The organism is Aurantimonas sp. A3-2-R12, assembly GCF_036016755.1.
Taxonomy (GTDB): domain Bacteria; phylum Pseudomonadota; class Alphaproteobacteria; order Rhizobiales; family Rhizobiaceae; genus Aurantimonas; species Aurantimonas coralicida_A.
On sequence record NZ_JAYXIH010000007.1, the window covers coordinates 1 to 15,481 of the forward strand.

Below are 15,481 nucleotides of genomic sequence, written 5' to 3' on the forward strand. Positions count from 1 at the left end.
CTCTGGCGTGCAGTCGGCAACATCTGCGACCTGTTCGAGCCCGAAGAATGTTGGAACTACCTCAAGGCCGCTGGCTATGTTGCAGATTAATCGCCTGACGCTCTAGCTAAGGACTCTACGGGCTCCAACTCAGCGAGTGGCACTTGCCCAAGCGCATCGGCGACAAGGTGAGTAAAGGTGGTGAGCATCTTATTGAAGCGCGGGCGGCTGACAAAGCGTCTCTCAATATCGGCAACCAGGCTTTTGCGTGGTGCCAAGGCAGCTAGATCGCCAAGCCGCGGCGTGAGCACTACCGGAACGGCCTCGTTTAGGTGGGCCTCAATGGCGTTGAGGTTGTCGGCGAGCTGTCGTGTCGCCGCCCCGCCCGCGTGACGCAGGGTCTCAATCTCGGCCCTGAGTGCATCGTCCTCGAGCGGCTTGTCGCACAGCGGGCAATCGGTGAGCTCGGAACCTCGATGGGCTTCATGCCAATGGGCGCCAAGGGCCTTCAGTTGAAGGCGCGTATCTTGCTGTGAGCGCTCGTCCAGTTGCAGGGCCTCGGCGACGGCTGCGTCTGCTTCATCGGCGCTACGCTGAAGCGTTATAATGGTTTCGTCGCCGAGCGCCGCTGCAACTGCAGAAAGCGATCTCCAAGTGTCAAGTTCGTCAAGGCCACCCGACAATTCCTCGCGCGCGCCGGAGATGGCGCCAGCCACCTCTGCTTGCGTGTGGGCGCTGGCGAGATCGAGCCCGCTGGCAAGATCTTCACTGATGACTTCGGTCAGCTCCGTGGCCCGTATGCGCAGACGTTTGCCAAGCGCCGCTAATATTCCGTCCGCGTCCTCTGTGTCCCCTGGCTGGAAAGCCTGTATCGTCTCTCCCGTAGGTTTGAGCGTGCGCTGCGCCTCTGCTAGCGCCGCCTCGAACAGTTCTTTTTTTTGATCAAACAACTTGGAATAGGTAGAACGGTACTCGCGGCGCTTGTCGCACAGACCTGACACCAAGGCCCCGATGTCGACGAGGTCGTCAAGGCCCGTTAAAGACTGGACCGCGCGGGTAAGTGGCGTCTGGCCCTTTTCGAAGCGGATGTGCGGCATGCGCGTAGGCATAAGCAAACCCGTCTCGACGAGCACATCGGGAATGCTAAGCTTAGGGTCAACATTGGTGCTGGCGACGCCGTTCTCAAGCCGGCGCTCCCAGACACCGGTTGCGCCAGAGTCATCGATAAAGGTGAGTGTCACTCGCACAAACGGATCTGCCGTTAGCCCAGCCTGAGTTCGCGGGTAGCAAGCAACCGGCGGCCAAGTGCCGATTTTCCGGTTTTCGATGTCATAGACCTCTGCGCGATCCTCGGGATTGGCAACCGAATGATCGCGCGGGCGCTCACCTGTCATGGCCCACAGAACCGCGCCGACCAGCGAGGACTTGCCACTGCCGTTCGGCCCTTGGAGGATCAGACTCTCGCCATCGAGCTCCAATACGAACAACGGACCGTTGCAGGTATTCAGACCACCAAAGCCCTCCGTCTCGATCTTCTGCATTCGCCACGGTCCGGTCAGGGCAGCAGTGCTTGCTACAGCCTCGCCCCCGGCAGGGTCTATTTCCTCGCCATATGCCTTAGAAAGCCCAGCGACGAAGTGATCTGGCAATCCCTTGGCTTCGCGTACCGGCGATTGCAATAGATATTCCAGAAGCCGGCGTTGAGCCGCCTCTGCGAGAGTGATCGCCTCGCGTTTTCCAGTCGCGTTCGTCCAAGCAACTTCTTGCCCGCCGAGCAACGCGCGTTGAATTTCCAGTTTGGTCAGTCGACTCATCCGCATCCCCCTCGGACAACCTTGGGACGAGACGCGACAAAATACTAGTCATATAAGCTTATTACAGATGTCCTCTTTTTAGAGAGGTCTGTCACGGCCTGCATCATCCGGAAGTGGGCACTTCTTGACCCCCCTCACTCCCCCATCTGACACGCCGTTTCGGGCCGATCCACCCCCAGCGTGTCGAGTTCGGAGACCCGGTGCAAGAAGCCCTCCTGCGGCGAGGCGGAGACGACGGACGCCTCGGTGCCGAGCAGCACCGGCTGGCGCAGCTGCCAATCCCAGTCGCGAAACGTCAGCCGCTGGCCCTTGAAGGCGGCGACGGTGAAATCCGGCCCCTTGATGAAGGCGTCGATGGTCGCCGGGTCGACCGACTGGGTGCGCGAGGCGGCCTCGCCGATTACCCGGATCGCCGTCCAGACCTGCATGTCCTTTGATTCCATGCGGCGGCCGGCGACATCGACGAAGCGGTTCTGAATCTGCGCGCCGCCCCATTGTTCGCTCGCCGGATGCCAGGAGCCGGGTTGCAGCCCGGCGGTGCCGGCGACGGGGCGCGGCAGCCAGGTGCGCCAGGGCACATAGCTGCCGAACACCTCGCTCTCGTCGGCGACCAGCAGGACGTCGTGCTCAGGCAGATCCTGCAGGAACACCGGGATCTGGCGCTGCACCAGCGCCTGACCGGAATCGGTGGCGCGGGCGCCGCCCTTGTCGGCGAAAATCTTCTCGGCGACGATCTTGCCGCCGAACTTCTTGGCGGAGCGCTTCAACGCCTCGGCGAAGAGCTGGTCGTTTTCGTGGTCGCCCTCGACCAGCGCCCAGTTCCGCCACTGCTTCCACATGAGGTACTGCGCCAGGCCGTCGGTCAGCATCGCCCGCGACGGGGCGGTGTGCAGCATGTTGGCGCGGCAACCTTCGCCGCGCAGCCGATCGTCGGTCGCGCCGGCGTTGAGGACGAGGGCGTTCTGGGATTTGGCGAGATCGGCGACGGCGAGCGTGTCGTCGGGCGACAGATCGGTGACGATGTAGTGGATGCCGCTCGCGAGCATGTCTTGCGCCGGCTGGGCGACGTCGTCGCCGGGGGCGAGCGTCGTCACGTCGAGGGTAAAGTTCTGGCCCATGAACGAGCCGGTGGTGTTGTTGTCGGCGATCGCCACCGTCGCGCCGGCAAGGCCGATGTCGGCCGGCGGGATGTCGAGGGCGGAGAGCGCGAGGGTGCGCTCATAGGTTCGGAGGAAGCCGATCTTGACCGTCTGCGTCGTCGGCTCTTCGGGTGCGGCGGCGGCCGGCACGGGGGCCGTGTCCGTCTGTGCGGGGGCTCCGGTCGTCAGGAGGATGAGCATCGCGGTTCCGCAAAGCACCCGCCGCAAGCGGTCTCTGGCCGGTGTTGTCAACGCTGGTTCCTCCCATTCCGCTGCCGGCACGGCCGGCGGTCTTTCGCAATTAGCGTCTTGCAGCGCGCCCTTCAAAGCTTATGAATCATTGCCGAGGCTGGGCGCTGAACAAAGACAAGAAGAGATGTTTCATGTGTTACGGACCCCGCATCCTGAGACAAGCGCGATTTTTTCCCGTTGTCCTGGCGCTGCTCCTGGCCACTCCCGCCTTCGCGGCGGAAAAGACTGTCGCCGTGTTCGATTTCGAGCTGATCGATTCCAGCCTCGAAGGCTCGATGATCGGCAAGAACCCGGACGAGCAGGCCCGGCTTGAAACCATGGCGCCGGCGCTGCGAGGGGACATCGACACGCTTCCCGGCTATGCCAGCGTCGACATCGCGCCGGTGCGTGACAAGGCGCTGGCGCAGAATCTGGAAAGCTGCGGCAATTGTGCGCTGAGCTTCGCCAAGACGCTCGGCGCCGACATCGCCGTCACCGGAACCGTCCAGAAGGTGTCGAACCTCATACTCAACATCAACGCCTATGCCTTCGACGTTGAGACCGGCCAGCCGATCGCGCGCGGCAGCGCCGACATCCGCTCCAACACCGACGAAAGCTGGCGGAGGGGGATCGCCTATCTGTGGAAGAACGTCCTGAAGAAGCAGTTCGAGGCCGCGCCTTGATCCGCCTGCTGGCCAGCGTCACCGGCCCCGAGGAGGCCGAGATCGTCATCGAAGGCGGCGCCGATCTCGTCGATCTGAAGGACCCGGCGCAAGGCGCGCTGGGCGCGGTGTCGCCAGCCGTCTTCGATGCGACGCTGCGGGCAGTCGCCGGCCGGCGGCCGGTCTCGGCGGTGGCCGGCGACCTGCCGATGCAGCCGGACGTCGTCCGGCGCGCGGTCGAAGCGCGGCAAACGGCCGACTATGTGAAGATCGGCCTGTTTCCGGCCAGTCGGGGGGAGCGGTTGACCGTCATCAAGGCACTGCGGGAGCCGGCCTCGCGCACCCGGCTGATAGCGGTGTTCTTCGCCGATGGCGACCCGGATTTTACGCTGCTGCCGGTGCTGGCCGAGGCGGGATTTGCCGGCGCTATGATCGACACGATCGGCAAGTCGAGCGGCGGACTGCTTCAGTATCTGTCGCTGGCCGAGCTGGCGGATTTCGTCGCCAAGGCGCGGGGGCTCGGTCTGCTGACCGGGCTCGCGGGCTCGCTGGAGCCGCCGGATGTGCCGCGGCTGGCGGTGCTGCAGCCCGATTATCTCGGCTTTCGCGGCGCCCTGACGGCTGGCCCGCGGGACGGGCCGGTTGATCTTCAGGCGGTCCGGGCGATCCGCGCGCTGATCCCGGCGGAGCAAGACGCCTCAAGGAGTGTCGCGTCGACCGCTGTCGCCGGCGACCTTATTTTCGTGCGCGACTTCACCCTGCCGATGGAAATCGGCGCCTACGGCCATGAGCGCGGCCGCACGCAAAAGGTGCGCTTTTCCGTCGAGGCCGAGATCGAGCCGATCGTCGCAGGCGCCCGGACGATGGCCGAGATCTATTCCTACGACGTGATCATCGACGCGATCCGCAGCCTCGCCGCGCGCGGGCATACGGACCTCGTCGAGACGCTGGCGCTGGAGCTCGCCGAGACCGTGCTTGACGACGTCCGCGTCCGCGAAGTGACGGTGCGGGTCGAAAAGCTCGAGCTCGGTCCCGCTGCCGTCGGGATCGCGGTGACGCGCCGCCGCTCCGGACCGACCGGGTAGGGCCATTCGAAATCAGCGCTTTACAGCGGCGGCGAAGCGTCGTTCTCTTGTCACCTTGCGGTTGAGCGCCTCGGCGTTCGCCAACGATCAGAGCGGCCAGTCAAGGCCGTCAAGGCACAGGGGGTGGAATCCGATCGGCATTCCACCCGGGAGAGACGCATTCGAAGGGCAGGTGGCAAGGCATGAAGGACATTCTCGTCGTCAAGATCGGTGGCAGTTGCGCGGCGTCGCCTGATCTGGTGCGGTGGGTGGCGGCGATCGAGCAAGCGCGATTGCCGATCGTCGTCGTGCCGGGCGGCGGTCCGTTCGCCAATGCCGTCAGGCGCTACCAGCCGCGCATGGGCTTCGGCGACGAGGCAGCGCACGAGATGGCGATCCTGGCGATGGAACAGTTCGGCTGCGCGCTCGTCGGTCTCGGCAGGCGGATGGTGAAGGCGGCGGACGAGGCCGCGATCATGGCGGCGCTCGAACGCGGCGACATCCCGGTCTGGATGCCACGCCAGCTGGTGCTTTCGGCGCCGGAGATCCCCAAAAACTGGAGCGTGACCTCGGATAGTCTTGCCGCCTGGCTGGCGGGACGGCTTCCCGGTGCACGGCTTTGCCTGTTCAAACAGATCGATTTGCCGGAAAACGCCACCATCGACGCTCTTGCCGGGGCACAGATCGTCGACGAGTGTTTCACCGAGTTGCTCGATCCGGCAACCGACGTCTATGTCGCCGGACCGGCGGATCTCAGTCTTGCCGGCGTACGCCTGGCCGAGGGAGAAATTCCCGGGCATCCTGTGATGCGGCGGCGCGTACTCGTGGCGGCAAACGCCGGGTGAGGCGAAGCCCCGACGATCCGGGCTTGGCGCTACGCCCGCCCGGCGGCTTTGCAACCGCGCCGGAATGGTCGACATAGCCGGGCATGGCGCGCGAAAAGCTGCTCTTTCTGACCGGACATCTGGCGCGGCCACGGCTCGAGCGCCTGCTGCGAGGGCTCGGTGCGACCGAATTCGACTGGGCGATCGCCGATATCGGGGTGAAGGTCGCGGCGCTCGCCACCGGCGAGATCATCGCGCGGCGACTGCAACAGCCGGTGGTGGCGGATCGCGTCATCCTTCCCGGCCGCTGCCGGGCGGATCTGGACCGCCTCTCCCAACACTTCAGGATCCCTTTCGTGCGCGGACCGGACGAACTCGCCGACCTGCCGGCCTTTCTCGGTCGCAAGGGCGCGCCGCCGGATCTGTCGCGGCACGACATGCGTATCTTCGCCGAAATCGTCGATGCCTCGGCGCTGTCCGTGGACGAGATCGTCCTGAGATCGGAGGCGATGCGGGCGGCCGGCGCCGACGTCATCGACCTCGGCTGCTTGCCCGATACGCCCTTCGCGCATCTCGAAGACGCGGTGCTGGCGCTGAAGGGCGAGGGCCACCGTGTCAGCGTCGATTCCGCCGATCCGGACGAGCTTGCGCGCGGCAACAGGGCGGGGGCGGACTTCCTCCTGTCCCTGACCGAGGAGACGCTGGCGATCGCCGGCGAAGGCGACGCCGTGCCGATCCTCGTGCCGGCCCGGCCCCATGACGTTGCCTCGCTGGAACGCGCGATCTCCGCGGCGCGGGACATGGGCATCGCTTTCATCGCCGACCCGATCCTCGATCCTATTCATTTCGGCTTTGCCGACTCGCTGGTCCGCTACCATCGTCTGCGTGAAGCCTATCCGGACGTCGACATCCTGATGGGCACCGGCAACCTTACCGAGCTCACCGACGCCGACACGTCGGGGATCACCGCGACGCTACTCGGCATCTGCTCGGAGCTTGAAATCCGCAACCTCCTCGTCGTCCATGTCAGTTCGCACACGCGCCAGACGATCGCAGAGCACGACGCGGCAAGGCGAATGCTCTTTGCCGCCCGCGAAGATGGCGCGCTGCCGCGCGGCTATTCCAAGGCATTGCTGCAGGTGCATGACGTCAAGCCGTTCGCGTCGACGCCGGACGAGCTTGCCGAGCAGGCGGCGGCGATCAAGGACCGCAACTACCGGATCGAGACTGCCGAGGACGGTATCCACCTCTACAACCGCGACGGCCATTTCATCGCAACTGATGCGTTCGATCTGTTCCCCAAGATCGCGGTCGAGGGCGATGTCGGCCACGCCTTCTATCTCGGTGCCGAGTTGCAGAAAGCGGAGATCGCCTGGCGGCTGGGAAAGCGCTACGCCCAGGACGGGCCGCTTGACTTCGGCGTCGCCGCGCCGCGCCCTGAGGCGGATCGGACTAAGCTCGAAGCGGCGGGGCATACGTTAAAGGCGAAAAAGACGCCATCATTGTAGCGGCCGACCGCGTCACGGTTTCCATGCAGAGAGTTCCGATGCCCTATATCCGCGAGACCATCCTGACCACCTGCTCCGCCTCTGGCAATGTCCACATCGCGCCGCTCGGGATTATCCAGGACGGCGAGGGCTGGGTGATCGCGCCGTTCCGCCCGTCGACAACGCTGGCCAATCTGGAGGCGACCGGCGTCGCCGTCGTCAACTACACCGACGAGGTGAAGATCTTCGCCGGCTGCCTGACCGGTCGCAAGGACTGGCCGCTGACACCGATCGACGGCTGCAAGGTGCCGCGGCTCGAAGCCGCGCTCTCTCATGACGTTCTGGAAGTCGTCTCCGTCACACCGGACGAGCAGAGGCCGCGGTTTACGTGCCGGGTCGCGGCCTCCGGTCAGCACCGGCCGTTCCAGGGGATGAACCGGGCCAAGGCGGCAGTGCTGGAGGCGGCGATCCTGGTGAGCCGGCTGAAAATGCTGCCGGCCGAGAAGATCGAGGACGAGATTGCCTATCTGAAGATCGCCATCGACAAGACCGCCGGCCCCGACGAGGAACAGGCCTGGTACTGGCTGCTGGAGAAGGTGATCGACCATCTCGCCGAGGTCGAAGGGGAAAGATGACCGGCGGGCGCCCGGTGCTCCCGCCACCGGTGACGTCGATCAGGTGATGACCGCTGGGCTGCTCAGCCGCGACTTTCGGCCAACAGCGCCAAGGCGGCCGCCGGAGCGGCCCGGCAGATGTCGTCGCGCATTTCGCCCGGGCAATCGAACAGATCGGAGAAGTCGACGACGCCGCGGTCGAGGCGGGCCGCGAGGCGCCGCAGCACGGGCCGACCGGCGCCGGCGACGACCACTGGCGCGTCGTCGCTCAGGTCTTCGCGCGACAACACCTGCAACGCCGCGTCGTGGATGTGGCGCATCTGCGCCTCCGCGAAGGCATGGGCGAGCCATTCCCAGGCGCCGTCGCCAGCATCCGCGGCATCCATGCCCACCATGCGGGCGAGGCGCCGGCGTGAGGCGTCGACCGTCTTTTCCTGATTGTCGGCGGCCGGATGCAGATCGTCCACCTCGTCGAGTATGCCGATGACGCGCTGGACGTCGGCCATCGTGGCGAAGGACTCGTTCATCACCGGGATCGACCGACCGGCGAAGGGGACACGCTTTTCCACCGCCATCAGGGGGGTGCGGGTATAGCCTTGGTAGACCAGCTCGCCGTGAACGAGGCGGTCACGGTCGGTGAAGCCGCGGGCGCGGACGTGGCCGTCGCTGACCGGCACGATGTCCGTCGTGGTCGAGCCCATGTCGAGAAACAGCGCTTCCTCGATCGAGGCGGCAGCGAGCGCCGCGCTGGCATGCCAGTTCGCCGAGGCGATCTCGGCGGCATGGGCGCCGGAATCGCCTGTCGAGATGAAGCCCGTCGCTCCGGCATAGAGCGAGATGTCGCCGGATAACCGCTCGGTGAAGACTCGGGTCAGCTGCTCGACGCCCTCCCGACGCGAGGCGAAGATATCGGACAGTTCCCCGGTCATGGTGATCGCGTGGCGCTCGACGCCGGAGACCTCGTCGAGAATGGTCGCGAGAGCCCGATCGAGATGCGCGAGGCCCTGCCAGATCGGGCTGGGCTCCTGCCAGATCTTGAGGACGCGGTCCCCCTCGGCCAGCGCCGCCTTCAGATGCGCGCCGCCAACGTCCCAACCCAGCGTTCTTGTCATGCTATTTCCGCCCGCCTCTGATACGCGCCATCCTATATCATCGAATGTTCGAACGATGCGACCCGAGGGCTTTCATGCGGATCATTCCGGTGCTCGACATCATGGGCGGTCTCGTCGTGCGCGGGGTCATGGGCGATCGCCAGGCCTACCGGCTGATCGAAACCCCGCTCAGCGACAGTGCCGATCCCGTCGCGGTGGCCAAGGGTTTGGCGGCACTGGGGAACTTTTCCGCCTTCTATGTCGCCGACCTCGACGCGATCGAGGGGCGGCCGCCGAACGCGGCCGTGTTGTCCGCGCTGGGCGAGGCCTTTCCGGACACGGAATTCTGGGTCGACGCCGGCCTGCGGACCGCGGCCGGCGCCGAACGCCTGCAACGGGCGCCGCGCCAGCACGCGGTGATGGGCACCGAATCGATCGCGGACGCCGCGGCCCTTGCGGCACTCACCCGCCCGAAGCGGGTCATCCTGTCGCTGGATTTCAGGGGTGACGCGTTCCTGGGGCCGCCGGAGATTCTCCAAGATACGACGCTTTGGCCGGACCGGGTGATCGTCATGACGCTGGCGCGGGTCGGCAGCGGCGCGGGGCCGGACCTTGCTCGCCTCGGCCCGATCATCGCTCGCGCTGAGGGACGGGCAGTCTACGCGGCCGGCGGCGTCAGGGGGCCGGAGGATATCGAAGCGCTGGAACAAGCCGGGATCGCCGGCGCGCTGGTGTCGACGGCGCTGCACGACGGACGGTTGTCGCCGGAGGCGCTGCGGCGCTTTTACCGCTGAGGGCAGCGAAAAGGGGCCGCATGGGCCCCTTTTCCTGTTGTTCGCTTCCTTGGAAGGTCGGTCTCTACTGGAAACCGAATTTGGCGGCCAATCGCCGGAGAAGGCCGGCGGGCATCGCCGGCTTGTCGTCTTTTCCGGGATGGTCTCTTGTCTAAGCCCCGGCGAACGGATGCGACGCCGTACCCTTCTTGGCAACGACTTCTTGGGCCGTCGGCGTGCCTTTGATGGCGCGCTCGATGGATTCCATCGTGGCCTGATAGTTATAATCGCGAATTTTCGCGTCGTCCTCGGCTTCCCAGTGGATGAAGACGCCGACGCAGATGAACAAATCGTCGGCCTCGGCCGCCGGGATGATGCCCTTTTCGACCGAGTCGGCTACGGCGCGCGCAACGGCGGTCTGGGCCGGGCCGAACATCTGGACGGCCTGCTTGGCGCCCTTGATGGTCACCTTGTTGAACATCACCGTGTTCGGCTTGCACGGAAGGTTCGGGGCCACGACCGCGAGCAGCGTGGTGAAGCCGTCCTTGTTGTTGGTCAGCGAGTTGCAGAACGCCGACTCCGCCGCGCTGCCGCGCGGTCCGATGATGAGGTCGATATGGGCGACTTCGTTGCCTTCGCCGACGAGCGATTCGCCGACCATGACCTTGTTGATGGTTGCCATGAGCTATTCCTCCACAAATAGGCTGCTAACTGGTCCGGCGTCGCCGCCGGCCCGGTTAAAGAACTTCCGATTCCCGAAAAGGCGAACTTATCCACGCGCCTGGATTAGGCCGCACGACCGTTCCTCCTCCCGGTCGCCAGACACGACAGGTCCGGCATACGGCTATCCTTGTTGGCGGCGTCCCGCACGGGACCGGTTAGCCAGATAGCAAAAGGGTCAAATGGCCCCCTATGGACGACAGTCAATCACCACCGAACGGCTTCCGCAAGGCTCCTCGCGAAAAGGCTGGCGACGGTCAGATCGGCCGACGTGCCGGGATTGACGCCTCCGCCTTTGAGTTCGGCGTCGAAGCTGAGGGCGAGGGCGAGCGCCGCGTCCGGATTTGGCTCCTGCTTCAAACGCTTGGCGAATTCGTCCATTCGTATCCGTATGGATTCGGCCACGTCTGGCCCGAATTTGCGCAGGATATGGCTGTCGGGAAATCGGGTAGAGAAGGCAATAAAACAATCGAGGGCTGGGCTGCGTCCCGGAGATGTTTCTCCGGTTCGGCCGGAAGCGGCGATCGCGGCAACTCCGATGTCGAAAATCTCGCGAAATCGGTTGGCATATTGCCGGGCGACGAGATCGTCCGCCTCTGCGAGGCGCATGGCGTCTATCAAACCAATCGACGGTGGTGAGCGGACGTCGTGGGTACCCCGGTTGCCAAGGCCGCCGGGAGAGGCGCGCGCGATCGCCGTGAAGACGTCTCGCGCGTCCTGCGGCCCGAGATCAGCAAGGACGGCTTCCAGTGCTCGGCGAAGCGCGCCGAGGCTTGAACCAGACATTGCGGAGACATCGTCAGCGATCTCGGCTGCCGCGGCGAGCGGGGCGGCGAGGAGCACGATGCCAAGATTGGTGTTCATGCCGGTCGCCGCCCAGCTTGCCTCGGTTGCGCCGCGAACGCGGGCGCCGACGCGGGCGCCCGGCTTTGCAATGAAGGGCGCCGCGGCAAGGGCTGCGGCCTCGAAGGTGGTGGCGCTCATGCCATGGCCGGGGGCGAAGCGGTGGACGTTGCCCGGTTTCACTGCGTCGAGCTCGGCCCGGCATGCGGCAAGGAAGGCCGCCTCGATCATGGCCGGTCTGATGCTCATTCTGCTGCCGACAGAGACCGAAAGGCGCTCGCCGCACGCCGCGCTTCAACCTGCGCCAGCAGATCGCGCGCGCGGATCGCGGCGAGGTCGCAGCCGGTGGCTTTTTTCAATCCGGTCCAGGCGGGCATCGAATTGACCTCGATGATCTGAGCGCGCCCAGCCGCGTCGCGCAGGAGATCGACGCCGCAGAAATCGCCGCCGACGGCCTCTGTGGCGGCGACGGCGAGGGCCTCAAGGTCACCGTCGGGCGGCATCGGCAGCGGCTCGGCGCCCTGCTTGACGTTGGTGATCCAGCTGGCGGCCTGACGCCGCATCGATGCGGCGGCGCGGCCGGCCGAGACGAGGATGCGCACGTCGCTCCAGCGCCCGGCCGTTTCGACCCCGGCGAAGCGCTGCAGATAGTAGACGCCGCCGGCAATATCCTCGGCCGCCGGCAGATCGTCGGCGGTGTGGATCAGCTTCAATCCATTGCCCTGCGCTCCGAACAGCGGCTTCAGCACCAGCGGGCCGGCCTCTGCCGCCGTGATCCGCAAGGCCTCGGCGCGGGATTCGACAGTGAAGCTGCGCGGGCTCGGCAGTCCAGCGCGGGCGATGAGGAAGCTGGTCATCGACTTGTCGACGCAGTTCTCGATGGCCCGTGCGTCGTTCGACACGAGGACTCCGAGGCGGGTAAGGGCATGCAGCACGCCAAGCCGACGCGTCACCTGCTCGAAGCTGCCTGCATCCATGGTGCGCACACAGACCGCGTCGGGAAGGCTTCCGCCGAAATGCGGGATGGCGAGGCCGCTGGCCGAGCCGGTGTCGAAACCGATCTCGGCGAGACCCGTCGTGTTGACCTGCGCTCCAAGATTACCGAATGCTTGGATCAACTCGCGGGCATGGCGGTCAACCTGCGCGGTGACGAGCAGGATCCGCACCGGTCCCAGGGAGGGTGCATCAATCAAAGGACGCATCGACGAGCTTGGGATCGACCGCGCCGCCTCTGAATGTCTCGCCGGTCTCCAATGCCACGACCGCGACTTCGGCCGGCGAAAACAGCATCGGGTCGATCTGGTAGAAGTCGCCCTTGTATTGGCGGAAGATCTCCGCAAAGGGCGTGCCGTAGTCCTTGGATGTGCTGCTCGGAAGCTGCTCGGCGAGGGCCTTGGCGTCGTCGGCGGGACCGGTGACGTGGAGGAGGATGCGGCCGCCATAGATTACCGCGTCGTTGGTGCGGCCCATCGCTGTCACGAAATCCGGATGTGGAGGGCTGAGCGGGGCGGTGCCCATGCCCTCGACGATGCGCGACAGGTCGAATTTCAGCTCATGCGCCTTGTGCAGGGCGACTTCGACGACGCGGCCGACGATCTGCACCGAGCCTGCGAGGCTCTGGGTCGGCGCGAAAATGATAACGAGATTGTCCGGCGCGACGTCGCAATCCGCGGCGATCTGGCGGACCAGCTTCTCCGGCGGCGGGCTTGACGCTTCGAGCACCAATGTCGCGATGTCGCCGCGGTCGGCATAGGCGATGTGCTTGAACAATTCCTCCTTGCCGGCGAGCGCCCGCGCGGGACCCGAGCCCATCGAGAAATAGGAATCCTCGCCGGCGCCGCTGGTCAGCTGCCAGCCGGCATATTGGCTGCCGAGGCAGGCCACAACCGGTTGCGAGGAGCGGACCGTCAAGGTGAACGGCCAGCGCCGCAGATGGGGTGAGGCTTCGAAGCTGACGGTGCCAAGGCCGCCGAGACAGATCTCGGTGATCAGCCGGCCGGCCTCCAGGCTGCCGGGAACCGACGCGCCGGCGTCGATCAGGGTCTCGCCGGCCGCGCCGATCGCGATGGCGAGCCTGAGTTCGGCGGCCCGCGTCTTCATCGCCGCAACCATTGGGACCACCCCCTGGTTCACCGATAGCCTCTGCGCGCCGCTCATGCCGCTCTCCTCCGCACTCGTTCTTGCATGTCGGCGACGCGACTGTCGAACAGCGCCCGCGCCGCGGCCGGGTTCGCCGCCTCGGCGACGATCGTGCAAAGCGGCTGGCCGGCATGGAACACGACCGGCAGGGCGGACCGGTCGCGCGTCCAGTCCGGCCAGACGAAGTGCTCCGGCAGCGTCACATCCGCGTCCGCCCAGGCAAGGCCGGTGGCGCGCACCTGACGCGGGCCGGCGAAGCGCTCCGGCAATCGGCCCCGGCAGGCGCCGAGATGCAGGCCGAACAGCGGTTCGCTGTCGGTGTCGAAGACGTCGATGGTGGCGCCGCCGCGCGGATTGATCTCGAGCAGTACAGGCCCGTCGGGCGCGAGCACGAAGTCGACGCTGCAGAGCCCGGTGAGAGGGACGCGCGCGACGAGGCGTTGCATCTGGGCCAGCATGTCTTGACCGGACGGTTCTGGAGGCTGCAGGGGGCCGACCGCGCCGCCATAGCGGTACGGCTCGGCGATCGACGGCGCCGCCCATTGCCGGGTGAAGCCGAGCAGAGCGAGTTTGTTGCCGGCTGCGACGATGCCGGCTGACCACCGCTCGCCGGCGACGAAGCGCTGGAAATAGCGGTTTGCCGTCGGCGGCGCGCTAGCGGCCGGTTGCACATGGCTGCCGCCGGCACCGCCGATCTGCTTCGACAGCCAATGGGACGCGTCCTCAGGCGGCTCCCGGCGAATTTCGGGATGGCGAATGTCGGCCTCGGCGCAGAGCGCGGCGAAGCGCTCGGGATCCTTCAGCGTCCGCACGGTGGCGGCGTCATTGCCGAGCAGCGGCCAGCGCGCCGCGATCGCCTCGATCAGCTCCGGCCGGTCCTCGAAGCCGGCGCCGTAGACGAAGCCGACCGGCGACTGGCCTTTCGCCAACCGGTCCAGCGCATCCAGAAGATCGCCGCCGTCGAAGCCGTCCGGGTAATGGCCGCGCAGAACCTCGCCACGAAGGGCGCTTTCCTTCAGATCGAGATCGCCGAAAAAATCGACAGCCAGCGCGTCGTAGCCGGCGCGCCGCGCGCTCGCGGCGATCTGCCGGGCCGAGAAGGCGGCGACCAGGACGGTCGGGCGGGTCATGTCGATTACTTGACCAGCGTTCGGGCAAGGGTGAAGGCGTCGCGGAAATCGAGGATCTGCGGCTCGTCGGCCTCGATCATGCGTTTGAACAGGCCGGATTCGGTCTGATATTTGACGTTGCCGATCGCTAGCGCCCCGACGCCGAGCGCCTGTGTGCCGCTGATCGGCTTGCCGTTGTCCATGACGTCGATCCCCTCGATGCCGGAGGGCGGAACGGCGTTGACATCGGCGGCGACGAGGAGCCCTGACGCCTGCTTCAACTGGGCAGCGTCGAGCACGCGAACCCCGGCCTTGGCGGCGGAAAGGACCACCTCGACGTCTTTCACGATGGCGTTCTGCTTCGCCGTGTCGGAGCCGTCTGCGGCGTTCACCGCGACGCCGAAACGATCCTTCATTTCCTGGGCGCGATCCTCGACGCGTTTGAGGCCGCTATAGCCGACGATCGTCACCTTGGCGCCTTCGAGGGCGGCGATGACGGCGGCCGAGTAGCCGACGACGCCGGTGGCGCCGAAGACGGCGATCGAAGTGTCCTTCAACGACCGATCCTTCTTGTCCTTCAGCAGCTTCTCGACGCAGGCGACCATCGCCGCCGCCGTGGTGAAGGAGCCGGCGGGATCCGCGAAGAGGTTGGCGCCAAAGGGCGGCACCAGCGCCTTCTTGGCCGCGTCGATCATGTCGAGGGCGAGGATCGCGTCGTTGCCGCCGAAGAAAAGGCCCGACGCCGCTCCCCATTTCGGCGGGCGCGAAAAGATGACGTCCTGGACGAGATCGGCGATCTCGGCGAGTTCGACGTTTTCGTAAGGCACGACCGCGTCATAGCCGGCGTCGAGCGCCATGTTCACGTCGAACGGGCTGACATGCTTGTGCGGGGTGAGCATGTGAAGAATGTTCTTCTCGGTCATTCCCGTTCCTCCAGAAATTCGTTGTCGTTCGCCCGGTCGAATGGCCGGGCGGATCTCGCCGCTTCGCCG

At 66.0% G+C, this 15,481-nt stretch carries 15 protein-coding genes; 6 read left to right on the forward strand and 9 right to left on the reverse strand.

The features are described 5' to 3' along the window. Positions 1 to 86 precede the first annotated feature (86 nt). Both VSX60_RS05450 and VSX60_RS05455 read right to left on the reverse strand, forming a co-directional pair. Positions 87 to 1,793 carry an ATP-binding protein gene (locus tag VSX60_RS05450; protein WP_327623139.1) on the reverse strand — a complete coding sequence of 569 codons (1,707 nt, stop codon included), beginning with the start codon at positions 1,791 to 1,793 and terminating at the stop codon, positions 87 to 89. Between the two features lie 134 nt (positions 1,794 to 1,927). Beyond that, on the reverse strand, positions 1,928 to 3,133 hold the full coding sequence (locus tag VSX60_RS05455; RefSeq protein WP_327623140.1) for an ABC transporter substrate-binding protein: 1,206 nt from the start codon (positions 3,131 to 3,133) through the stop codon (positions 1,928 to 1,930). 182 nt (positions 3,134 to 3,315) lie between these two features. On the opposite strand from VSX60_RS05455, the gene VSX60_RS05460 reads away from it, so the two are divergent. The 5 genes from VSX60_RS05460 (at position 3,316) to VSX60_RS05480 (ending at position 7,835) form a co-directional block, all read left to right on the forward strand. Then, the gene (locus VSX60_RS05460; protein WP_327623141.1) at positions 3,316 to 3,846 is read left to right on the forward strand and encodes a DUF3280 domain-containing protein; all 531 of its coding nucleotides are present in this window, start codon (positions 3,316 to 3,318) and stop codon (positions 3,844 to 3,846) included. Beyond that, positions 3,843 to 4,910 carry a (5-formylfuran-3-yl)methyl phosphate synthase gene (locus tag VSX60_RS05465; RefSeq protein ID WP_327623142.1) on the forward strand — a complete coding sequence of 356 codons (1,068 nt, stop codon included), beginning with the start codon at positions 3,843 to 3,845 and terminating at the stop codon, positions 4,908 to 4,910. Before VSX60_RS05460 ends, VSX60_RS05465 begins: the two co-directional genes overlap by 4 nt. 182 nt (positions 4,911 to 5,092) lie before the next feature. Then, positions 5,093 to 5,734 carry an amino acid kinase family protein gene (locus tag VSX60_RS05470; RefSeq protein ID WP_327623143.1) on the forward strand — a complete coding sequence of 214 codons (642 nt, stop codon included), beginning with the start codon at positions 5,093 to 5,095 and terminating at the stop codon, positions 5,732 to 5,734. An 83-nt stretch (positions 5,735 to 5,817) separates the two neighbouring features. Beyond that, entirely contained in the window at positions 5,818 to 7,221 is a 1,404-nt protein-coding gene (locus VSX60_RS05475; RefSeq protein ID WP_327623144.1) for a DUF6513 domain-containing protein, read from the forward strand. Positions 7,222 to 7,259: 38 nt separating this feature from the next. After that, positions 7,260 to 7,835, forward strand: coding sequence for a DUF447 domain-containing protein (locus tag VSX60_RS05480; protein ID WP_327623263.1), 576 nt, complete (start codon positions 7,260 to 7,262; stop codon positions 7,833 to 7,835). A 62-nt stretch (positions 7,836 to 7,897) separates the two neighbouring features. Here VSX60_RS05480 and VSX60_RS05485 read toward each other — a convergent pair whose 3' ends face one another. Further along, positions 7,898 to 8,926 (reverse strand): hydantoinase/oxoprolinase family protein, encoded by a 1,029-nt coding sequence (locus VSX60_RS05485; protein ID WP_327623145.1) that lies wholly within the window; start codon positions 8,924 to 8,926, stop codon positions 7,898 to 7,900. A gap of 74 nt (positions 8,927 to 9,000) precedes the next feature. Here VSX60_RS05485 and VSX60_RS05490 point away from each other — a divergent pair, with 74 nt between their 5' ends. Further along, a complete protein-coding gene (locus VSX60_RS05490) occupies positions 9,001 to 9,699 on the forward strand; it encodes a HisA/HisF-related TIM barrel protein (protein WP_327623146.1) in 699 nt (232 codons plus the stop codon). Between the two features lie 151 nt (positions 9,700 to 9,850). On the opposite strand, the gene fae is transcribed toward VSX60_RS05490, so the two are convergent. The 6 genes from fae to VSX60_RS05520 all read right to left on the reverse strand — a co-directional run bounded on the left by fae (position 9,851) and on the right by VSX60_RS05520 (position 15,412). Continuing rightward, positions 9,851 to 10,360, reverse strand: coding sequence for a formaldehyde-activating enzyme (gene fae / locus VSX60_RS05495; RefSeq protein ID WP_327623147.1), 510 nt, complete (start codon positions 10,358 to 10,360; stop codon positions 9,851 to 9,853). A gap of 245 nt (positions 10,361 to 10,605) precedes the next feature. Beyond that, positions 10,606 to 11,490 (reverse strand): triphosphoribosyl-dephospho-CoA synthase, encoded by an 885-nt coding sequence (locus VSX60_RS05500; protein WP_327623148.1) that lies wholly within the window; start codon positions 11,488 to 11,490, stop codon positions 10,606 to 10,608. After that, positions 11,487 to 12,443: a RimK family alpha-L-glutamate ligase gene (locus VSX60_RS05505; RefSeq protein ID WP_327623149.1), complete on the reverse strand. Its 957-nt coding sequence runs from the start codon at positions 12,441 to 12,443 to the stop codon at positions 11,487 to 11,489. Before VSX60_RS05505 ends, VSX60_RS05500 begins: the two co-directional genes overlap by 4 nt. Continuing rightward, entirely contained in the window at positions 12,427 to 13,398 is a 972-nt protein-coding gene (gene mch, locus VSX60_RS05510; RefSeq protein WP_327623150.1) for a methenyltetrahydromethanopterin cyclohydrolase, read from the reverse strand. Before mch ends, VSX60_RS05505 begins: the two co-directional genes overlap by 17 nt. Continuing rightward, the gene (locus VSX60_RS05515; protein WP_327623151.1) at positions 13,395 to 14,510 is read right to left on the reverse strand and encodes an ATP-grasp domain-containing protein; all 1,116 of its coding nucleotides are present in this window, start codon (positions 14,508 to 14,510) and stop codon (positions 13,395 to 13,397) included. Before VSX60_RS05515 ends, mch begins: the two co-directional genes overlap by 4 nt. Positions 14,511 to 14,515: 5 nt before the next feature. Then, positions 14,516 to 15,412, reverse strand: a complete 897-nt coding sequence (locus VSX60_RS05520) for an NAD(P)-dependent methylenetetrahydromethanopterin dehydrogenase (RefSeq protein WP_327623152.1) — start codon at positions 15,410 to 15,412, stop codon at positions 14,516 to 14,518. Positions 15,413 to 15,481 lie beyond the last annotated feature (69 nt).